Genomic DNA, 21,498 nt, shown 5'->3' with positions numbered 1-21,498 from the left:
GCCGGCCGGTCAGGACGCGGCGACGCCGACCCGCTTCGGCACGCCCGTCACGATCGCCGCGACCGCGACGGCCAGCACGACGGCCGCGCCCACGAACACGCCAGCCGCGCCGTTCGCGTCGAACACGACGCCGCCGGCCGCCGCCCCCGTCGCGATGGCGAGCTGGATCGCCGCGACGATCAGCCCGCCCGCGCTTTCGGCTTCATCGGGCACGGTACGCGTGACCCAGGTCGACCACGCGACCGGCACGCCGCCGAAGGCCATCCCCCACAACGCGACGAGCACCGCATCGATCATCGGTGCGCGGCCGAGCGCGACGAGCGCGACGGCGAGCACGACCATCAGCGCGGGCATCGCGATCAGCATCGGCCGCAGCCGGTGTTCGAGCACGCGGCCCGCGAGCGACGTACCGACGAAGTTGGCGATACCGTAGCCGAGCAGGATCGCCGACAGGCCGTTCACGCCGACGCCCGCGACCTGTTCGAGGAACGGCCGCAGATACGTGAAGAACGCGAAGTGTCCGGTGAACACGAGGATCGTCGCGAACATCCCGAGGCCGACGGTCGGCCGGCGCAGCACGTCGATCAGCGTCCGCAGCCGCGTCGTGCCGCTCGGCGGCAGCGACGGCAGCGTGACGAGCTGCGACACGAACGCGATGCCGCCGAGCGCGCCCGCGATCAGGAACACGTTGCGCCAGCCGATCAGGTGACCGAAGTAGCTGCCCATCGGGGCGGACGCGATCGTCGCGACCGCCACGCCGCTGAAGATGATCGACAGCGCACGCGGCACCATCGCCGTCGGCACGAGCCGCATCGTGGTGGCCGTCGCCATCGTCCAGAAGCCGCCCAGCGCGACGCCGAGCACGACGCGGCCGATCAGCAGCATCGTCAGGCTGGTCGCGAACGCGACCGCGAGATTCGACGCGACGAGCAACACCGAAAACGCGAGCAGCACGCGCCGCCGGTCGATCGTACGCGTCACCGCGGAGATCAGGAGGCTCGTGACGAGCGCCACCGTCGCGGTGGCCGTGACGGCCTGCCCGGCGACGCCTTCGGTCACGCCGAGGCTCTCGGCCATCGGCGTCAGCAGGCTCGCGGGCAGGAATTCGGCCGTGACGAGCCCGAACACGCCGAGCGCCATCGCAAATACCGCGCCCCAGGCCGGTTCGCGGGGGGCCGCCGTCGCGGCGACAGAGGAAATTCCGGGATTCATGCGTCGTTCCGTGTCGTTTAGGGAAAATACCGATGACGGCGTATCGTAAGGAACCACGGCAGGACGGTCTATGACATACAATCCGCTCTTGTTGATCGATCGTCCGAATCTCGCCATGTCCGAGCCCCTGTCTTCGTCCACGTCCGACGTACACGACCTCGTCAGCGAACTGCTGCTGGGGATGCGCCTGAGCGGCGTCCAGTACCGCCGCATCCAGGTGGCGCGGCCGTTCGGGCTGAGTTTCGGCGATGCGCCGGGCCGCGCGCAGTTCCATTTCGTCGGGCGCGGGCCCGTGCTGCTGCGCGACGCGAACGGCGAGACGATGCGGCTCGAAGCCGGCGACGCGATCCTGCTGCCGCACGGCGGCATGCACGCGCTGGTCTCCGACCCCGATGCGCCGTGCCGCGAGATCAACGGCTTCGAGGTCGCGAAGATCTGCGATACGGTCGCGTCGGTGGCATCGGCGGGCGCGTCGCCGGCAAGCTGCGCGACGACCGAGCCGGGTGCCGGCGACGCGCTGATCTTCAGCGCATGCATGGAGCTCGACCTCGGCGGCATGCAGCCGCTCGTCGGCACGATGCCCGAGTTCATGCACGTCGGCACGCTGCTCGCGCGCTACCCGGAAATCCGCCCGATGCTCGATGCGATGGAGCGCGAATCCTGCTCGGCGCGCGCGGGCTTCGCCGGCATCCTCGCGCGGCTCGCGGACGTGGTCGCGGCGTTCATCGTGCGCGGCTGGGTCGAATGCGGCTGCGGCGACGCGACGGGCTGGGTGCAGGCGCTGCGCGAACCGAAGCTCGGCCGCGCGATCGTCGCGCTGCATCGCGATCCGGGCCGCAACTGGAGCGTGGCGGAACTCGCCACCGAAGCGGGCGTGTCACGTTCGGTGTTCGCCGAACGCTTTCTCGCGGCCACCGGGATGACGCCCGTGCGCTACCTGACCGAGCTGCGGATGCGGCTCGCCGCGCAATGGATCACGCGCGACCACGAGACGATCGAGGCCGTCGCGTACCGGCTCGGCTATGGCTCGCTCGCCGCGTTCAGCCGCGCGTTCAAGCGCGTGGTGGGCAAGCCGCCGGGCGCCGTGCGCGCGGACGGCGAGGCGCGCGTCGAAGCGTAACGCGCGACGTGCCACGCGCCATGTATCGCGCGTGATGCCGGCCGCGGCCGCCGGCCGTCGCCCGAATCGCCGCCACGCGTGATTGCCGCGCTCAGCCGCTGCGCGCTTCCAGCCTGTCGACCAGCGCCGTCGCGCACTGCACGGCAAGCGCCGCGCACTGTTCCGCATCCACCACCGCGCCGCCGGCAACGGTGCCTTGCACGATCCGGCCCAGCAATTCCTTCGAGAGATCGGCGATCTCGTGATCCCGTTCCGTCATGATGTCCCTCCTGCGCGTCGACCGATGGTCTCCACGCGCTCACGTCCCCTGTCCGTTCAACGTTCAGCGCCCTTTCGCCCGCACGACGATCTGCGCCTGCGTGTCGCGCTCGATGCGTTCGAGCGACGCGCGCAACGCCGTGAATTCGTCCGGCGTACACACCTGGCGGCCGAAATCCGCCGTCATCCGCCGCGAGACCTGCACGACATGCGCGGCCGAGTCGAATACGTAATGCGACGTGAAGTCGACGAAGCGGTCGTGCACGGCCGTATCGGCCGGCAGGTCGGTCACCGCGACGTCGGCCGGCAGCGCGATCTGGCCGGTCTCGTCGAACGTGCCGCCGATACAGCCCCACGGCTGCGTGCGCACGGGTTCAGCCAGCCAGCTCTCGACCTGCGTCCCGATGCCACCCGTCAGGCTCGACAGCGCGGGCAACGCGGTCGTGCCGTCGGGCCATACGAAATGATCGAGCGTGCCGGAAAGCGTCACGTCGAACGGCCCGTCGGTCACGCGCCGGTCGCTGGTCGACAGTTGCGCGCGGCCGCGCAAGCCGCTTTGCCGCAGACGGTTGTTCGCGAGCTGGACGATGGTGTCGGGTGTCGCGCGGCGAAACAGGTTGCGTTCGAGTTCGGCCGTCCAGCCGTCATCCTCGATGTACGCGTGAAACTGCGCGGCACCCGGCCCGGCCGCATCGATTTGAACCCGCGCGACGCGGCCGCGCGGCTGCGTGGCCGGCGTGCGTGACAGCACGCCCGTATCGACGAGCAGCGCGGGGCGATCCATCACGATGGGCGGCAGATAGCCGAACGCGATGCCGGCCGTCGTCGTATCCGCATAACGGGCGAGGTCGGGCAGCCACGTGATCGCATGATTGATCGCCCCGCCGCCGTAACCGGGCACCGACGGCAGCGTGTAGACGGACCCGAGATTGATCAGCACCGGTTCGCTGCGGATGCCGACCGCCGCGAGCAGCGCGCCGAACAGCGCGACATGATCCTTGCAGTCGCCGTAGCGGTTGCGCAGGATGTCGGTGACGCGATGCGGCGCGGCAGCCGTTTCGCCGAGAAACAGCCCGACGTAGCGCACGTTCGCCTGCACCCAGTCGTACAGGATGCGCGCCTTGTCGCGCGGATCGGCAGCGCCCGCGGTCAGCTTGCGCGCCAGTTGCGTCACGGCCGGGTCGTCCGTGCCCGGATCGACGGCCGCGTTGCGGTAGCGCGCGGCGAACGCCGCATAGTCGGGCAGCGTCGACACGACGAGCCGGTCGCCGTAGGTCGCGTAGCCGACCGCGCCGTTCTCGATGCGGTCGTACGGGCCGTGCCGGTAGTCGAACTCGTAGCGCGTACGGCCGTTCGCGGTGACCGGCGGCAGCGCGACGTAGCCGCGCGCATCCGCGTACAGCGGCATGTCGGCCGGCACGTCGAAGATCAGCCGCTGGTTGTCGACCGGCTCGCGCGACGGCTCCACGGTGTAGCCGAAGTAGCCGCGGTTGACGGGCTTCGTGCGGGTCTTGCGGAACGCCACGCGCGTGCTCGACCCGGCTTCGACGCCGGGAAACACGACGGTGCGCAACAGCCCGTCCTGGAACGTCGGCGCGCCGGCCGAACGCGGTTCCTGCACGTCGCGGATGCCGTCCACGCCGACCGGATGCGCGACACCGTCGCGGTCGATCGTCTCGGCCGCGAGCAGCTCCACCTTCTCGAGATTCTTGTCGAACCACACGTAGCGCTGCGCGACGGCGTCGATGCCGTTCGCGTCGTTCGCGCGCAGCGTCGAATCGTCGTGCTCGTCGAGCGAACCGTCGCGCTGGATCACGAATTCGTGGACGTCGCTGACGAGCGTGACGGGCGCCGTGCCGGCCGCGTCGGCTGTGCCGGCCGCGTCGTGCGGCGCGTCGGCGGCCACGCTCGCGCCCGGGCCCGCACCGGCCGCATGCGATGCGCCGAGCGCAACAGCACATGCCAACATCCAGCCGGCCAGGCCGACAGAAAAGCGCACCACATCGCACCTCGTCGCGGTTCGGAAAACGCGGCCGCGCGGCGGGCAAGGTCACGCGCGCGGCCCTCGTGCCGGCCAGTGTGGGCGACGCATCCGCACGCGTCAAGCCGGCGCAGGCCGACCTACAATGAGTCATCGATGTGTCATCGCGCGCGGCCGGGAGGCACCATGGAAAGCGCAATCGTGGAAGGCGTCGTCCTGCTGGCATTCGCCGCACTCGCCGCGCTGTTCTTCTTCAAGCGCCCGGGGCGCGACCGCGCGAGAGCCAGATTCCATCATCCGCTGCTGCGGCGGCCGAACCGTCCGCATCGGCATCACCGGCCCTGACGGCCGCTGCCCGGTCGCCGGCGAAGCGTGCCGCGTCCACACGGGCGTGCAACGCGGCCGCGCCCGCTCGCTAACCGACGTTCATCGGCAGCAGCACCATCTGCTTGCCCTCGACGTGCAAGCGCGCCTGCAACTCGACCGGCGTCTGGTTGTGCAGCCAGGCCGTCAGGAAATTCACGCGCCGGAAAATCAGCTTGCTCGCGAAGCACACGGCATTTGGGTACTCGTCGAGCGTCGACGACGCGAGGTTCATGAATTCGACGACGGGGTTCGTGCCGAACGCGATCCGGTAGTCGGCCGCGATGCCGCTGCGACGGCAGTGCGCGACATAGTAGTCGAGCGCTTCGGTGATCGAGTGACGCAGCCGTTCGAGATGTTCGTGACCGTCGTACGCCTTCGCGTCGACTTCGCCCACCGCGAGGAAGATCACGTTGCGGAAGTGCCCGGGAAACAGCCGGTTGACCCACAGCAGCGCGTGCATGCTCGCACCGCGATGCTTGCCGACCAGCAGCACGGCGGTCGGCTGCGTCGGGTCGGGCTTGCCCGGCGCGGTCGCCTCGTCGACTTCGGGCGCCTTGCCCGAGAACAGTTCGTCTTCCTTGGCGAGTTGCGCGCGCGTATACGCGTAGTGGCGGTTGATCATGAAGCACAGCGCGATCACCGCGCTCGTCACGAGCACCGTGAGCCAGCCGCCCGCCGTGAACTTCTCGATCAGCGTGATGCCGAGCACGGTCGCCGTCACGCTCAGCCCGAGCGCCGACAGGAAGAAGTGCTTGAGCCAGCCCGGCTCGCTGCGATGACGCCACCAGTACGTGCACAGCCCGAGCAGCGACAGGCTGAACGTGAGGAACACGTTGATGCTGTACAGCACGACGAGCACGTCGACGTTGCCGTGCGTCCACAAGAGGATCAGCAGGCTCGACAGCCCGACGACGATGATGCCGTTCTGCCGCACGAGGCGCCCCGACAGGTCGCGGAAATGGCGGGGCACCCATGAATCCGACGCCATGTTCGACAGCACGGCCGGGCCGTCGAGGAAGCCCGTCTGCGCGCCGACCAGCAGCAGCCCGGCCTCGAACGCGAGCACGGCCGCGAGCAGCGCGTGGCGCGCGAACGCCGAGCCGAGCCCGAGGTGGTCGATCACGCTGCCGAACACGACCGCGTTGAGCGTCTCGCCGTCGACGGGCTTCGCGTGCCACAGCATGTACAGCAGGATGATGCCGCCGGCCGTGAACGCGAGCGACGTCGACATGTACCACATCGTCACCTTGCCGTTCGGCACGCGCGGATCGGCAAGCATGTTCACGTTGTTCGACACGGCCTCGAGGCCCGTATAGGTACCGCCGCCGAGCGAGAACGCGCGCATCAGCAGCGCGAGCAGCACGAACAGGCCGAGCGACTGCGACATGCCGTGCGCTTCGTGCACGGCGTCGGGCACAACCATCGCGAGGCTGCTGCCGTGCACGGCGACGCCGTACACGATCAGCCCGAAGTGCAGGATCACGAAGCCGATGAAGATCGGCAGCAGCACCATGATCGATTCGCGCATCCCGCGGAAATTGAGCCCCGTCATCATCAGGATCAGCACGATCTCGGTGGTGAGCTTGAAGGCTTGCGCGCTGACCGGCAGCAGGCTGAAGAATGCGTCGACGCCGCTCGCGAGCGACGTCGCGACGGTCAGCACGTAATCGACCAGCAACGCCGCGCCCGACACGAGCCCGGGCTTCGACCCGAGCAGCGCCGTCGCGACGCGGTAGCCGCCGCCGCCCGTCGGGAACAGCTCGATCACCTGGTTGTAGCCGAGCGCGATGATGAACACGGTCGCCGCCGTCGCCAGCGCGAGAAACAGCGCGAGCGCGTGGTGCTGGCCGAGCGCGAGGAACGCCTCCTCCGGGCCGTAGCACGACGACGACAGACCGTCGGCGCCGAGCCCGACCCAGGCCAGCAGCGGCGTCACGGCGATCGCATGCCGCGTGCGCGGATCGAGGGGGTCGAGCGGCTTGCCGACGAGCAATTGCCACACTTTCTGGAATGCGGTCATGGTCCCCTCCCGGAACGTCCGGCGCCACGCGCTGCGTGATCCTTCAAAACTAATCGACGCACGGGCGCGGCGCCAGTCCGCATCTTCCATAGGGGCCGCCCGGCGGCCCGGCACCGCTTTCAGCGTGTAAACGAACGACGCCGGCAGCCACGCGCCGGATCGTCCGCCCGCACGCACTCGCGCAACACGACGAACCTGCCCCGGCGACCTTCGCGGTGATCTTCGTGGCGACCTTCACGGTGATCTTGCCGGCCGCCTTCCCGCACCCGCCGGCCCCACACGTCGTACCGCCCGATACCGGCCCACCCCGCTCGCCGCCGCCTTCCCCCCACGCCCCGGCGCGACCGGCACCTGCGCCCCGTTCGTGCGTTGTTCCCCGCAATTCGACTTTTGTGCGCGCGCAACAATGGCGATGCCTCGCGCCCGGCGCCCTGCGGGAACCCGTCTCCCGCTCGGCACCGGGCGCGACGGTCTTCAAAAACCACATCTCTCGAGGACATACCATGCAACTCCAATCCCATCCCGCGTGCCGCCCGTTTTATGAAGCCGGCGAACTCACGCAACTGACTGCCTTTTACGAAGAAGGACGTAATGTCATGTGGATGATGCTGCGATCGGAGCCGCGGCCGTGCTTCAACCAGCAACTCGTTACCGACATCATCCATCTCGCACGCGTCGCACGCGACTCGGGCCTGCCGTTCGACTTCTGGGTGACGGGCTCGCTCGTCCCCGAGCTGTTCAACGTCGGCGGCGACCTGAGCTTCTTCGTCGATGCGATCCGCAGCGGCAAGCGCGACCTGCTGATGGCCTACGCGCGCTCGTGCATCGACGGCGTGTACGAGATCTACACGGGCTTCGGCACCGGGGCGATCTCGATCGCGATGGTAGAGGGCAGCGCGCTCGGCGGCGGCTTCGAGGCCGCGCTCGCGCATCACTACGTGCTCGCGCAGAAGGGCGTGAAGCTCGGGTTCCCCGAGATCGCGTTCAACCTGTTCCCGGGCATGGGCGGCTATTCACTGGTCGCGCGCAAGGCCGATCGGGGCCTCGCGGAGCAACTGATCGCGACCGGCGAAGCGCACGCATCCGAGTGGTATGAGGATCGCGGCCTGATCGACCAGACGTTCGACGCGGGTGACGCGTATCTCGCGACGCGTACCTTCATCGACGTGACGAAGCCGAAGCTGAACGGCGTGCGCGCGATGCTGCGCGCGCGTGAGCGGGTGTTCCAGCTGTCGCGCTCCGAGCTGATGGACATCACGGAAGCATGGGTGCATGCGGCGTTCACGATCGAGCCGAAGGATCTCGCGTACATGGAACGCCTCGTGATGCTGCAGAACCGGCGCGTGTCGAAGCTGCGCACGGTGTAGTGCGACGGGCGCCGCCTGCGGGCGGCGCCCTTTCATGAACGGCGCTCAGGCGATCAGCCTGAGCTTTCTCGTTTCCGCGAGCCACGCCTCGAACGCCTGTGCCGGCATCGGGCGCGCGTAGTAGTAGCCCTGCGCGTGATCGACGTCGAGCTGCTTGAGGAACTCGGCTTCCGCATGCGTTTCGACACCTTCGGCGATCACCGCGAAATTCAGCGCCTTCGCGAGCGACACGACCGAGCGCACCAGCGCCTGCGAGCGCGGATTGCGGTCGATGGCCGTGATGAAGGTGCGGTCAAGCTTGATCGCGTCGAGCGGCAGGCGCGACAACTGCGACAGCGACGAATAACCGGTGCCGAAATCGTCGAGATGGATCTCCGCGCCGAGCTGGCGGAACTGGCGCATCAGCCCGTTGGCCGCCTCCTCGTCCTCGATGAAGCAGCTCTCGGTCAGCTCGATGTCGAGCAGGCCGGGCTTCAGGCCCGCGGCGTCGAGGATCGACGCCATCTGGTGCACGATGTTCATGTCCTGCAACTGCCGCGCGGACACGTTCACCGCGATCCGGATACCGAGCCCCTTCGCCTTCCACGCGGCGGCCTGCGCGGCCGCGGTGCGCATCACCCAGCGCCCGAGCGGCGCGATCAGGCCCGACTCCTCCGCGAAGCGGATGAACTCGATCGGCGCGACGAGCCCGCGATCGGGCGACTGCCAGCGGATCAGCGCCTCGACGCCATGCACGTCGCCGGTCGCGATATCGACGACCGGCTGGTAGTGCAGCACGAACTGCTCTTCTTCGAGCGCCTTGCGCAGGTTCGTGTCGAGCCACATGTACTTCGCGACCTTCTGGTTCATCTCCAGCGAGAACACGCGGTACGTATGCTTGCCCTCTTCCTTCGCGACGTACATCGCGGTATCCGCGCTGCGGATCAGCGTCTCGAGCGAGTCGCCGTGCTGCGGATGCATCGCGATGCCGATCGAGCAGCTCGTGTAGACCTCCATCAGCCCGAGATGGATCGGCGTGCGCAGCCGCTCGAGGATGATCTGCGCGGTCGCTTCGAGCAGCGGCCGCGTGCCGTGCTCGAACAGCACGAGGAATTCGTCGCCGCCGAGCCGCGCGAGCGTCGCGCCGGACGGCAGGCAGCCGCTGATGATCGCCGACACGTCCTGCAGCAGCCGGTCGCCGGTGATGTGCCCGTAGTGATCGTTGACGCGCTTGAAGTTGTCGAGATCGAGGAACAGGATGCCGACCTGCCCGCGCGTCGCGGCGGTTTCGGCGGCGATCGCCGCGTGGATGCGCTCGCTGATCGCATGGCGGTTCGGCAGCCCGGTGAGCACGTCGGTGTTCGCGAGTTCGGTGAGCCGCTGCTGCGCGCTGCGCTCCTCGGTGATGTCGATGCCCGAGCAGATCAGGAACTGCTCGTCGACCCCGCTGCCGCTCTGGACGAACTTGTTGCGGAACTGGAACAGGCGCGGCCCGTTGACCGTATTGATGTAGCGCTCGACCGCGAACGAGTGGTTGCTCGCGAAAAAGCCGGTGATGTTGCTGCGCGACTGCGCGCCCTGCTCCGGGCTCATGAACAGCTCGAACGCACTGCGGCCGATCACGTCGACCTCGCGCTTGCCCGTCACTTCCTCGCACAGGCGGTTGAAGCGCTGCACCATCCCGTTGCGGTCGAGGATCACGACGAGCAAGTTCACCTCCGACACGACCTGCTCGGCGAACGCGAGCCCGTGCGCGAGATCGACCGCGACGGACTCGGCATCGGAATAGGCGGAGGCCGTGCCGGCCCAGTTGGTCGTGTCGACCTTCCGGCCGACGAGATGGAGCCTGACCGGTTCGCCGAACAGCGCGATGTCGAGCACGAGGTGCGACGTGACGCCGGTCAGCGCGCGGATGCTCGCGGCCTGTTCGGCCGTCAGCGCGACGGCGACGTTGGTCAGGCCGCGGACGGCCGCCAGTTCGAGTGCATTGCTGTCGCTGCCGAGACGCCAGCAGGGGCTGCGCGTACCGACGTGCGCCTCGAGCACCGCGCTATCGTTTTCGTCATCCATGGAGACGCCCCGATCCAGAAAAAACGCACAGTGTAGACGGAGGCGAGTCGGCCGACCGCCCTTCCGGGGCGCGCAGCGCGCTCCCGGAAAGGCAACCGTGGTTGCCGTGATGATGGGCCTCGTCCCGTACTTGTTTCCAGCTAATGCGACCCGGCGTTCGCGCGTGATGCGCGCAGGTTGTGCCTAACGAATGATGAGAGCCATCTTATCAAATGACGATCGAGAATGGCACTCACATTTAGAGCAGAGTGTCAAGGAATTGGGACTCGATTGGCAAGCCGGATTTTTCATGATTGGCAGCCCGTCTGAACGCGGGTGCGGCGGTGCGCAACGCGCCTGGCGCGACAGGCTGAACGCCCCGCCGGGCGGGCGTTTGCGGCCGATTCCGGAGTACGGGGGCAACGCTGCGGCGGGCTCGTGGCGACAGGGTCGGATCGCGTTCCTGCGACCCGGTTTTCCGTATTTTTTGATTCCGTTCGGGCATTAATGCACGGCTTTATTCCACAGTCCGTTGCAATGTTATCCGCGTGCCGGCGCGGGTCGCCCACGCCGGTCGCCCACGCCGGTCGCCCACGCCGGTCGCCCGCGCCGGTCGCCCGGCTCAGCCCGCCGCGCCGTATCCGCCGCCGCCCGGGGTTTCGACGACGAACACGTCGCCCGGCGCCATCTGCGCACGGCCGATATGCTCGAGCGGCTCGATCGTGCCGTCCGCGCGCTCGATCGAGTTGCGGCCGAGGGCGCCGGCCTCGCCGCCCGCCGCGCCGAACGGCGCGTGGATCCGGTTGTTCGACAGGATCGACGCGGTCATCGGCTCGAGGAAGCGGATCCGCCGCACCGCGCCGTCGCCGCCGCGCCAGCGGCCGCCGCCGCCCGACCCGGCGCGGATCCGGTGCGAATCGAGCCGCACCGGGTAGCGCCATTCCAGCACCTCCGGATCGGTGAGCCGCGAGTTCGTCATGTGCGTCTGCACCGCGCCGACGCCCGCGAAGCCGTCGCCGGCACCGCTGCCGCCCGCAATCGTCTCGTAGTACTGGTAGCGATCGTTGCCGAATGTGAAGTTATTCATCGTTCCCTGGCTCGACGCAACGCAGCCGAGCGCGCCGTACAGCGCGTTGGTGATGGCCGACGACGTCTCGACGTTGCCCGATACGACCGCCGCCGGATACTCGGGATTCAGCATCGAGCGGGCCGGCACGATCACCGTGAGCGGCTTCAGGCAGCCGGCATTCAGCGGGATGTCGTCGCCGACCAGCGTCCGGAACACATACAGAACGGCGGCCATGCACACGGCCTTCGGCGCGTTGAAGTTGTTGTCGAGCTGCGCGGACGTGCCCGTGAAGTCGATTTCCGCGCGCCGCGCGGCCCGGTCGACGCGGATCGCGACGCGAATCTCCGCGCCGTTGTCGAGCGGGTAGCGGTACGCGCCGTCCTGCAGCGCGCCGATCACGCGCCGCACCGCGTCTTCCGCGTTGTCCTGCACGTGCCCCATGAACGCGAGCACGACGTCGCGGCCGAACTGCGCGACCATCCGGCGCAGCTCGTCGACGCCCTTCTGGTTCGCGGCGACCTGCGCGCGCAGGTCGGCCATGTTCTGCTCGACGTTGCGCGCCGGGTAACGGCCCGACGCGAGCAGCGCGCGGGTTTCCGCATCGCGCAGCGTGCCGGCCGACACGAGCTGCCAGTTGTCGATCAGCACGCCTTCCTCGTCGATATGCGTCGAATCGGGCGGCATCGAGCCCGGTGTCGTGCCGCCGATGTCCGCGTGGTGGCCGCGCGAGCCGACGTAGAACAGCGGCGCGTCCGAACCGTCCGCGAACACCGGCGTGATGACGGTCACGTCCGGCAGGTGCGTGCCGCCGTGATACGGATCGTTCAGCATGAACACGTCGCCGTCGCGCATGCGGCCGCGGTTGCGCTCGATCACCGTGCGGATGCTCTCGCCCATCGAGCCCAGGTGCACCGGCATGTGCGGCGCGTTCGCGATCAGGTTGCCGTCGCCGTCGAAGATCGCGCACGAGAAGTCGAGCCGCTCCTTGATGTTCACCGAGTACGCGGTGTTCTGCAGCCGCAGCCCCATCTGCTCGGCGATCGACATGAACAGGTTGTTGAAGATCTCGAGCCGCACCGGGTCGGCGTCGGTGCCGAGCGAGCGGCGCGTCGGCAGCGGCGTCGTGCGTGTCAGCACGAGGTTGCCCTGCGCGGTCATCTGCGCGCGCCAGCCGGGCTCGACGACGGTCGTGCCGTTCTGTTCCGCGACGATCGCCGGGCCGTCGATCGCGTCGCCGGCCATCAGCGTGTCGCGCACGTAGAGCGCCGCGTCGTGCCATTGGCCGCCGGAATAAAAGCGCACCGCGGAATGCGCGCGCAGCGCGTCAGCGCCGCCGTCGCTGCCGTCGCCGCGCGGCGCGAGCGGGGCGATCTCCACCGGCGCGTCGGAGCGGCCGATCGCCTCGACCGACGCGAGTTCGGCCACCAGCGGCGTGCCGGGCATCAGGAACGCGTAGCGCTGCCGGTACGCGGCCTCGAACGCCTGCTGCATCGCGGCGACGCTGCCGGCCGGCACGTCGAGCGTCGAATCGGTGCCCTGGTAGCGCAGGTGCACGCGGCGCTCGATCGCGATCCGCGCCTGCGGCACGCCCTGTTCGAGCAACGCGCCGACGGCCTCGTCGGCCAGCCGGTCGAGCGCCGCGTTCAGCGCCGGCAGCGACGCGTCGGACAACACCGCCTCGACCGCACGCTCGCGTATCGCGGTCTGGTCGGCGAGGCCCATCCCGTATGCGGACAGCACGCCCGCGAGCGGGTGCGCGAACACCTGCGTCATCCCGAGCGCGTCGGCCACGCCGCACGCATGCTGGCCGCCCGCGCCGCCGAACGTCGTCAGCACGTAGCGCGACACGTCGTGGCCGCGCTGCACCGAGATCTTCTTGATCGCGTTCGCCATGCTGCCGATCGCGATTTCCAGGAAACCTTCGGCGAGCGCCTCGGGCGTCTCGCGCCGCCCGGTCGCCGCGTGGATCTCGTCGGCGAGCGCGGCGAACTTCGCGACCACGCCGTCGCGGTCGAGCGGTTCGTCCGCATGCGGGCCGAACACGCGCGGGAAATGATCGGGCTGGATCTTGCCGAGCATCACGTTGCAGTCGGTCACCGTCAGCGGGCCGCCGCGCCGGTACGCGGCCGGCCCCGGGTTCGCGCCGGCCGACTCGGGCCCGACGCGCAGCCGCGCGCCGTCGAAGCCGAGCACCGAGCCGCCGCCGGCGGCCACCGTGTGGATGCTCATCATCGGCGCGCGCATCCGCACGCCGGCCACCTGCGTCTCGAACACGCGCTCGAACTCGCCGTGGTAGTGCGACACGTCCGTCGACGTGCCGCCCATGTCGAAGCCGATCACGCGCTCGAAGCCGGCCGCCTGCGCGGCGCGCACCATCCCGACGATGCCGCCGGCCGGGCCCGACAGGATCGCGTCCTTGCCCTGGAACGCGTCGGCACGCGTGAGGCCGCCGCTGCTCTGCATGAACTGCAGGTTCACGCCCGGCATCTCGTGCGCGACCTGCTCGACATAACGACGCAGGATCGGCGACAGGTACGCGTCGACGACGGTCGTGTCGCCGCGCGACACCATCTTCATCAGCGGCGACACCTCGTGCGACACCGATACCTGCGTGAAGCCGATGCGGCGCGCCAGTTCCGCCACCATCCGCTCGTGCGCGGTGTAGCGATAGCCGTGGATCAGCACGATCGCGAGCGCGCGCACGCCCGAGTCGTACACGCGGCGCAGCGACGCTTCGGCCTGCTCCGCGTCGAGCGGCACGACGACGTCGCCGTGCGCGCCGATGCGCTCGTCGATCTCGACGACGGTTTCGTACAGCGCGTCGGGCAGCACGATGTCGAGATCGAACAGGCGCGGCCGGTTCTGGTACGCGATGCGCAGCACGTCGCGAAAACCGCGCGTCGTCGCGAGCGCGGTGCGTTCGCCCTTGCGTTCGAGCAGCGCGTTGGTCGCGACCGTCGTGCCCATCTTCACCATGTCGACGCGCTCGGGCGTGATCGGCTCGCCGGCCGCGAGGCCCAGCAGGTGGCGAATCCCGGCCACGGCCGCGTCGCGATACTGCTCGGGGTTCTCCGACAGCAGCTTGTGCGTGACGAGCGTGCCGTCGGGCCGGCGCGCGACGATGTCGGTGAACGTGCCGCCGCGGTCGATCCAGAATTGCCAGCGCGCGGCGTCGGAAGAAACGGGGATGTTGTGTCGGTCAGTCATGATGTCGGGTCGATGCGTCGTGAAATCGAGGGACGAGCGCCGCCGCACGGCGCGCGCGGCGCGCCATGTCACGGGGGCGATGAAAGGGGGAGGACAACGCGGGGCGGACCGCCCCGCCGGTTCAGGCGGCGTCGAGTTCGCGGCCGCGTGTCTCGGGCAGCGTCAGCGCGGCGACGATCACCACGCCGTATGCGGCGACCGCGAAGATGCCGATGCTCATGCCGAGCCCGTATTGCTTCGAAAGCGCGCCGATCAGGAACGGGAACAGCGCACCGATCGCGCGGCCCACGTTGTAGCAGAAGCCCTGGCCGGAGCCGCGCACGCGGGTCGGGAACAGTTCGGTGAGGAATGCGCCCATCCCCGAGAAGATGCCCGATGCGAAGAAACCGAGCGGGAAACCGAGCCACAGCATCGACGCGTTGGTCAGGTTCAGCGACGTGTACGCGAACGCGATCACCATCGAGCCGAGCGCGAACAGGATGAAGTTCGGCTTGCGGCCGAGGCGGTCGGTCAGGTACGCGCTCGTCAGGTAGCCTACCCACGAGCCGAAGATGATCATCGCCAGATAACCGCCGGTGCCCATCACCGTGAGGTGGCGCTCGGTCTTCAGGAAGGTCGGCAGCCACGTCGTGATCGCATAGTAGCCGCCCTGCGCGCCGGTCGTCAGCAGCGCCGCGCGCAGCGTCGTCGTGATCAGCTTCGGCGCGAAGATCTCGGTGAGGCGCGGCGCGTCGGCCACTTTCGCCTGCGCGGCCTTCTCCTTCTCGTAGACGTCCGGCTCCTTCACGTAGCGGCGGATCGCGACGACCAGCAGCGCCGGTGCGAGCCCGACGAGGAACAGCGCGCGCCACGCCTGCTCGGCGGGCAGCACCGAGAACAGCAGCGCATACAGCAGCGCGCACAGCCCCCAGCCGATCGCCCAGCCCGACTGCACGAGGCCGACCGCCTTGCCGCGGTCGCGCGCGCGGATCACTTCGCCGATCAGCACGGCGCCGGCCGTCCATTCGCCGCCGAAGCCGAAACCCATCAGCGCGCGCGCGGCGAGCAGCTGATGGTAGTTCTGCGCGAGCCCGCACAACGCGGTGAACACGGCGAACCACAGCACCGTGAGCTGCAGTGTGCGCACGCGGCCGATCCGGTCGGACAGGATGCCGGCGATCCAGCCGCCGGCCGCCGACGCGAGCAGCGTGACCGTGCCGATGAAGCCCGCATCCGCGAACGAGATGCCCCAGGTCGCGACGAGCGTCGGGATCACGAACGACAGCATCTGCGTGTCCATCCCGTCGAGCATGTAGCCGACCTTGCAGCTCCAGAACGCGCGACGCTCGCGCGGCTGCGCGTCGCCGTACCACGAGAACAGGCCGTTGCGCTCGGGGCTCGCGGGCTCCGCGGCGCTCGCCGCGAGGGTCTTGCTTTCCATGGTGATGCTCCTGTCGTGATGCGCCGTCAAACGGCGGTCGTGCGTGCGTTATGTGGTGCGGTATGTCGTGCGGGCCGTCGTCGCCCCGGATCAGAATACGGCCAGCGACGCGTTCGTGATGTCGGTCATCAGCATGTGGCCGGGCGTGTGCGCGATCGCGATCGGCAGCTTCGCGTCCATCAGCGCGGTTTGCGGCGTCACACCGCACGCCCAGAACACCGGCAGCTCGCCGTCGCGGATCGTCACCGCGTCGCCGAATTCGGGCGCGTTCAGGTCGGCGATGCCCAGTTCGCGCGGATCGCCGAGATGGATCGGCGCGCCGTGCACGCCCGGAAACCGGCTCGTGACCTGCACCGCGCGGATCGCGTCGGCGCCGCGCATCGGCCGCATCGACACGACGAGCTGGCCACCGAAGATCCCCGCCCGGCGGTTCGGGATCGACGTGCGGTACATCGGCACGTTGCGCCCCTCCTCGACGTGGCGCAGGCCGATCCCTTCGCGGGCCAGCATGTCCTCGAACGAGAACGAGCAGCCGATCGCGAACACGACGAAATCGTCGCGCCACAGCGCTTCCAGCGATTCGACGCGCTCGGTCAGGCGGCCGTCGCGGTAGACGTTGTAGCTCGGCACGTCGGTGCGGATGTCGAGATCCTCGCCGAGCGCGTCGACCCGGAACGCGCCCGGTTCGCCGACGCCCAGCAGCGGGCAGGCTTTCGGGTTCGCCTGACAGAAGCGCAGGAAATCGTGCGCGTACGCATCGGGCAGGATCGCGAGGTTCGCTTGCGCGTACGGACCGCAATGGCCCGCGGTCGGGCCGCGGAATGCGCCGCGGCGCACGGACTGGCGGAATTCGGAAGGCGTCATGAGGTTCTGTCGCTTGTCGGTGTGTCGTCGGGATGACGGTGCCGTGTCATCGGATACGGCGAAGAATAGAAAAGAAAAAATTTTGTCGCCAACGAGTTTTTTTGCGCTTCGTGTATAGAATTTCTTAACAGATCTTCGGGTTTTCCCCGGCTCCGTTCACTTTTCCTCACCGGCAAAGTGCGCATCCACGCTCCGTCCGACCGCCATGAACACGCGTTTTCTCGAAACCTTCGTCACGCTCGCGAAGCTGCGCAACTTCCGCACGACGGCCGCCGCGCTGCATGCGACGCCGGCCGCGATCTCGCAGCGCCTGAAGGCGCTCGAGGACGAATTGCAGACGGTACTCGTCGACCGCGACAGCCGCGAGTTCCGGCTCACGCCGAACGGCGAATACCTGCTCGGCTACGCGAAAGCCGTGGTCGAGGCGACGCAGGAACTGCTGGCCGCCGCGTCCGGCGAAAGTGCGCTGCGCGGGAAGCTGCGGCTCGGCGTGATCGAGACCGTCGTGCACAGCTGGCTGCCGCACTACATGCGGCGGCTGGCGGCCGACTATCCGCAGCTGGAAATCGACCTGACCGTCGACGTCAGCGTCGTGCTGCAGCGCCGGCTGATGGCCGGCGAGCTCGACCTGATCATCCGCGTGGAAGGCAGCGACGAAGCGTCGGTCGTGTGCGACGCGCTCGCGAACTATCCGGTGCGCTGGATCGCGCGGGCGGGGCTGCTGCCGAATACGCGCTCGGGCCTCGCGAGGCAGGTGCTGCGCCAGCCGATTCTCACGTATGGGCGCGGTACGGCGCCCCACCGCGCGCTCGAGGATATCGTCCGTACCCTTGCGCATGCGCACGGCGTGCCGCTGTCGGACACGCGCATCACCGGGTCGCCTTCCATCTCCGTGATCGTTCAGCTCGTGCGCGACGGTTTCGGCGTCGCGGCGATTCCGGTGCTGTTCGTCGATGCGCTGATCGAGAGCGGCGAAGTCGTCGAACTGCCGCTGCAGCCGTCACCGCCGTCGATCGTCGTGTCGATGTCGCGGCGGGCGGATGCGCCGAGGTTCGTGCACGGCGCGTCGATTGCGGCGCGGGTCGCGTGTCATGAGTATTGCGAGAAGAGTACGCGGCGGTTGGTTGAAGCGCTTTGAGGCGTGGGTCGCGCAAATCTGTGTTTTTCGGGTTCCTGAGCGTATAGCCCAGCCACCTTGGCCATGCTTGATGAAGAATTGATTGCACGCGATACCACGGAAATCCGCGTTCAAGCGCGAGCTTCCAGGCGCGGCACGTCGTTACTTGTCTGCAATGCGAAATAAATGATTCAGACAGCTATTCACGCGGATAACCCTCCGTGCGGCTGCATCAGCTTGCCGTCGCCGTACTCGCGCAGCACCTTCGAAATCACGACGCGATAGCCGTCCAGCCAGCGCGCCTGCTTCGCCTTTGCCTCGCGATGCGCCGGATGCTGCATCAACTGCTGCAGCGCCGCCTCCGACTCCCAGTAGTAGACGTTCTGGATCAACCCCGATTCGGCGTTCTCCCACGTCTCCTCGCCGAGATAACCGGGGGTCGCGCGCGCCATGTCGGCGATCTGCCGGTCGAGCCGGTGGAACTCGTCGTCGTATTGACCGGCACGGAAAATGAAGGTCGACGCGTACATGCCTGCTCCAGCGATAGCGATTGAAAGAGCGGCGATTGTAAGGCACGCGCAGCGTGCCGCGATCGTCACGCGGACAGCGGATCGGCACCGGCATGGCCGGCGAGCCACGCGTCGATGCGCGGCGCGTCTTCACGCATGCCGGCCGTGGGCGCCGGCATCGCGGCCAGCGCGTGCCGTGCACGTTCGAGCGCCTCGCCGAAGCCGCGCAACTCGCGCGTCGCGGGGCGGTCGCCGGCATGCCGGCGTGCGAGTGCCGCGTCGATGTTCGCGGCGATCAATGCACGCTGAGCGTCGATGAAGTCGATGCACAGCGTGCGGCAATGCGCGGATACCGACGCAACGGCGAGCAGGACGGGCACGATCGACACGGTCAGGTAGCCGCCGGGTGCAAGCCGCGAGAGCGCACGATGTCCCTCCTGCCCGCCGCCGGTCAACGATGCGAACACCGCGTCGCGCCACACCGCGCGCTCGAACACGAGCGCATCGCGATATGCATCGAGCGCCGCGCGGTCTGCGACCTGGCCGGCCGTCACCAGCGGAATCGGGAACGAAGCCGCGACGGAAGATTGCGTGCTCGTCGTTTCGACAACGCAGTCCGCGCCAAGCCACGCCGCATCGTCGCGCCGCGCGGCCAGCACTCGGGACTGCAACCGGTCGGGCAGCATCGGATCGAGCGGCACCGCGCCGCAGATCGACGGCTTGTCCGCATGCACGCTGCAGCGGCCGTCGTCGGCCAGTGCCGCGCAACGGCCGAGCGACGGATAGTCGTAGCCCTGCAGCGTCAGCGCGATCCATTCGCTCCCCGCGCCGCCGGTGCGGTGAAACAACTGCCCGGCCAGCGCATCGAAAGCCGCGACATCGTCGGCATCGAACGCGTGCTCGCGGCCGCCCGCGCGCCAGCGCTCGCCGATCCGCCGCTTCGGCACGCGACCGATCGTCAGCGCACCGACGAAGCGATGCCGATGCCGGAACAGTTCGCGCAACGACAGCGTCGGCGCGCTGTTGCAGCAGCGTCCGCATGCGTTGCACGCGAGCAGGTAGGTGTCTACCACGGCCGTCGCACCGAATCCTGGTAGCGCGTGAGAATGAAGCGCGCGACGTCGTCCGAGTGATAGGCGGCGACGAGTTGCGTGACCCACGGCTTCGCGCGATCGGCATCGCGCACCGTCAGCACGTTCGCATACGGCGAGCGCGCGTCCTCGAGGCTGATGCTGTCGCGCGCGGGTTGCAGCCCGGCACGCGCGGCATCGTCGCTGTCGATTGCAACGAACGCGGCCTTGTCGAGCGCCGCGTAAAGGCGTTCGCGGCGCAGCGCGACGAGCTTCAGCCCGAGCCGGTTGCCGGTCACGTCGCGCAGCGTCGCATGCAGGCCGGCCTGCTCGCGCAGCGTCACCAGCGTGTCGTTCTGCAGCAGCACGAGCGCACGCGCCATCCCGCGCGGATCGGCGGGAATCGCGACCGTCGCACCGGGTTGCAGTTCGTTCAGGTTCTTGAGCTTGCGCGAATAAAGCGCCATCGGCAGCGTGACGGTCGGCGCGATCCCGGTCAGGGCGTAGCGTTTCTGCGCGCGCGTCGCGGCAAGCTGTTGCGCATCCTCAAAGCTGGCCGCGTCGATCCGGCCATCGGCCAGCGCCGCGTCGATGCGCGACGCATCGTCGAATTCGACGACGTCGATGCCGAATCCTCGTGACGCGGCGACCCGCTTCACTTCGTCGAGGATCTGCGCATGCACGCCGCGCGTCACGCCGACGCGGACGGCCGCCGCAGTCGCTGCAGTCGGTGCAGTCGCAGCAGTCGATTCAGCGGCAATGGACAAGGCCGGATGAGCGCCCCCGCACGCGACCATCAGCCACGCGCCCAGGTAGTGCACGACGCGCTTCATGACGCATCCCTCAGAATCGTGCGAAACCCGATATGCGACGCGCCGAGATCGGCTTCCTGCTGTTCACGCGACGACGCGCGATAGCGCACGCAGTAATCGCGCGAGCACAGGAACGAGCCGCCCTTGATGACCATCGGTGTATCGTGCCGACGCGTCGGCGGCGCGACGGCCGCCGTGTCGCCGTTGGTATGCGACTGGTGCGGGCCCGTATAGGCGTCCTTCGTCCACTCCCACGCATTGCCGATCATGTCGTAGAGCCGGAACCCGTTCGCCGCGTAGCAGCCGACGGGCGCGAGCCCCGCGTGGCCGTCCTCGGCCGTGTCGAGCACCGGGAACGCGCCCTGCCAGTAGTTCGCGGCCGGCTTGCCCTGCGCGTCGCGCGGCGCCGCGTCGAGCGACGCGTCGTCGCGGCCCGCCTTGCCCGCGTATTCCCATTCGGCCTCGGTCGGCAAGTCGCGGCCGAGCCAGCGCGCATACGCGAGCGCATCGCGCTGCGTGACGAGCGTGACGGGCAGGTTGCCGATCCCGTCGACGCCGCTGCCCGGCCCGCGCGGATGGCGCCACGACGCGCCCTTCACCCACGACCACCACGCGAGGTCACGCGCGTTCATCTCGTCGCGCGTCGGCACATGGAACACGGCCGCCCCGCCCTGCTGCTCGGCCTCGGTAACGTAGCCGGTAGCCTGCACGAACGCGGCGAACTGCGCGATCGTCACGTCTGTCTGGTCGATCCAGAAGCCGCCGACGCGCGTGCGGCCGTCGCCCACCGGGCGCTCGTCCGCATAGCCGCGCGTGCTGCCGAACACGAACGCGCCGCCGCGCAGGTGCACCATCCCGGCCTTCGGGTCGTCGCGCCACTTTGCCGGCAGCCCCGAGTAACGCTCGCACTGCCGCTCCGAGCCGAGCGGCGCGAGCGCGCGGCCGCGATTCGCGTCGTCGAATGCGTCGCCCCCCGGCGCGACGGGATTCGCATAACCGGCCGCGAACGCGGCGGCGAACAACGTGGCGGCCAGCGCCGCGCCGATCGTCCAGAACCGGAACCGCATCGTGTCGCCCC

Annotated in this window: 16 protein-coding genes; 4 read left to right on the top strand and 12 right to left on the bottom strand. The window is 68.9% G+C overall.

Going from position 1 to position 21,498, the window contains the following annotated elements; translation table 11 throughout:
- Positions 1-9 precede the first annotated feature (9 nt).
- Complete coding sequence (locus tag L810_RS28060; RefSeq protein ID WP_021161683.1) at positions 10-1,212, bottom strand: MFS transporter; 1,203 nt, start codon at positions 1,210-1,212, stop codon at positions 10-12.
- Between the two features lie 70 nt (positions 1,213-1,282).
- On the opposite strand from L810_RS28060, the gene L810_RS28055 reads away from it, so the two are divergent.
- Complete coding sequence (locus L810_RS28055; protein WP_021161682.1) at positions 1,283-2,332, top strand: AraC family transcriptional regulator; 1,050 nt, start codon at positions 1,283-1,285, stop codon at positions 2,330-2,332.
- A gap of 91 nt (positions 2,333-2,423) precedes the next feature.
- On the opposite strand, the gene L810_RS48535 is transcribed toward L810_RS28055, so the two are convergent.
- Together L810_RS48535 and L810_RS28050 are read right to left on the bottom strand one after the other, a co-directional pair.
- A complete protein-coding gene (locus L810_RS48535; protein WP_021161681.1) occupies positions 2,424-2,591 on the bottom strand; it encodes a hypothetical protein in 168 nt (55 codons plus the stop codon).
- A 63-nt stretch (positions 2,592-2,654) separates the two neighbouring features.
- Positions 2,655-4,559, bottom strand: a complete 1,905-nt coding sequence (locus tag L810_RS28050; protein WP_155836391.1) for a DUF3857 domain-containing transglutaminase family protein — start codon at positions 4,557-4,559, stop codon at positions 2,655-2,657.
- Positions 4,560-4,757: 198 nt separating this feature from the next.
- On the opposite strand from L810_RS28050, the gene L810_RS48530 reads away from it, so the two are divergent.
- Positions 4,758-4,916, top strand: a complete 159-nt coding sequence (locus tag L810_RS48530) for a hypothetical protein (RefSeq protein WP_021161679.1) — start codon at positions 4,758-4,760, stop codon at positions 4,914-4,916.
- A 70-nt stretch (positions 4,917-4,986) separates the two neighbouring features.
- Here L810_RS48530 and L810_RS28045 read toward each other — a convergent pair whose 3' ends face one another.
- A complete protein-coding gene (locus L810_RS28045; RefSeq protein WP_042976491.1) occupies positions 4,987-6,957 on the bottom strand; it encodes an APC family permease in 1,971 nt (656 codons plus the stop codon).
- A gap of 503 nt (positions 6,958-7,460) precedes the next feature.
- On the opposite strand from L810_RS28045, the gene L810_RS28040 reads away from it, so the two are divergent.
- Complete coding sequence (locus L810_RS28040; protein WP_021161677.1) at positions 7,461-8,324, top strand: crotonase/enoyl-CoA hydratase family protein; 864 nt, start codon at positions 7,461-7,463, stop codon at positions 8,322-8,324.
- A 45-nt stretch (positions 8,325-8,369) separates the two neighbouring features.
- Here the strand turns inward: L810_RS28040 and pdeR are convergent, their stop codons facing one another.
- The 4 genes from pdeR to L810_RS28020 form a co-directional block, all read right to left on the bottom strand.
- The gene (pdeR, locus tag L810_RS28035) at positions 8,370-10,373 is read right to left on the bottom strand and encodes a cyclic di-GMP phosphodiesterase (RefSeq protein ID WP_021161676.1); all 2,004 of its coding nucleotides are present in this window, start codon (positions 10,371-10,373) and stop codon (positions 8,370-8,372) included.
- Between the two features lie 601 nt (positions 10,374-10,974).
- Complete coding sequence (locus L810_RS28030) at positions 10,975-14,628, bottom strand: hydantoinase B/oxoprolinase family protein (protein WP_042976499.1); 3,654 nt, start codon at positions 14,626-14,628, stop codon at positions 10,975-10,977.
- A 121-nt stretch (positions 14,629-14,749) separates the two neighbouring features.
- A complete protein-coding gene (locus L810_RS28025) occupies positions 14,750-16,048 on the bottom strand; it encodes an MFS transporter (RefSeq protein ID WP_021161674.1) in 1,299 nt (432 codons plus the stop codon).
- 90 nt (positions 16,049-16,138) lie between these two features.
- Positions 16,139-16,912: a putative hydro-lyase gene (locus L810_RS28020; protein WP_021161673.1), complete on the bottom strand. Its 774-nt coding sequence runs from the start codon at positions 16,910-16,912 to the stop codon at positions 16,139-16,141.
- 205 nt (positions 16,913-17,117) lie between these two features.
- On the opposite strand from L810_RS28020, the gene L810_RS28015 reads away from it, so the two are divergent.
- Entirely contained in the window at positions 17,118-18,050 is a 933-nt protein-coding gene (locus L810_RS28015; RefSeq protein WP_021161672.1) for a LysR family transcriptional regulator, read from the top strand.
- Between the two features lie 182 nt (positions 18,051-18,232).
- On the opposite strand, the gene L810_RS28010 is transcribed toward L810_RS28015, so the two are convergent.
- The 4 genes from L810_RS28010 to L810_RS27995 form a co-directional block, all read right to left on the bottom strand.
- On the bottom strand, positions 18,233-18,559 hold the full coding sequence (locus tag L810_RS28010) for an antibiotic biosynthesis monooxygenase family protein (protein ID WP_021161671.1): 327 nt from the start codon (positions 18,557-18,559) through the stop codon (positions 18,233-18,235).
- Positions 18,560-18,624: 65 nt separating this feature from the next.
- Complete coding sequence (locus L810_RS28005; protein WP_021161670.1) at positions 18,625-19,611, bottom strand: YkgJ family cysteine cluster protein; 987 nt, start codon at positions 19,609-19,611, stop codon at positions 18,625-18,627.
- Positions 19,605-20,441 carry a MetQ/NlpA family lipoprotein gene (locus L810_RS28000; protein WP_021161669.1) on the bottom strand — a complete coding sequence of 279 codons (837 nt, stop codon included), beginning with the start codon at positions 20,439-20,441 and terminating at the stop codon, positions 19,605-19,607. The genes L810_RS28005 and L810_RS28000 overlap by 7 nt, the downstream gene beginning before the upstream one ends.
- Positions 20,438-21,487: a formylglycine-generating enzyme family protein gene (locus tag L810_RS27995; protein WP_021161668.1), complete on the bottom strand. Its 1,050-nt coding sequence runs from the start codon at positions 21,485-21,487 to the stop codon at positions 20,438-20,440. Before L810_RS27995 ends, L810_RS28000 begins: the two co-directional genes overlap by 4 nt.
- Positions 21,488-21,498 lie beyond the last annotated feature (11 nt).

Origin of the sequence: Burkholderia sp. AU4i, from assembly GCF_000466765.1 — a bacterium.
GTDB lineage: Bacteria > Pseudomonadota > Gammaproteobacteria > Burkholderiales > Burkholderiaceae > Burkholderia > Burkholderia cepacia.
This window is presented reverse-complemented; position numbering and strand designations above follow the sequence as displayed.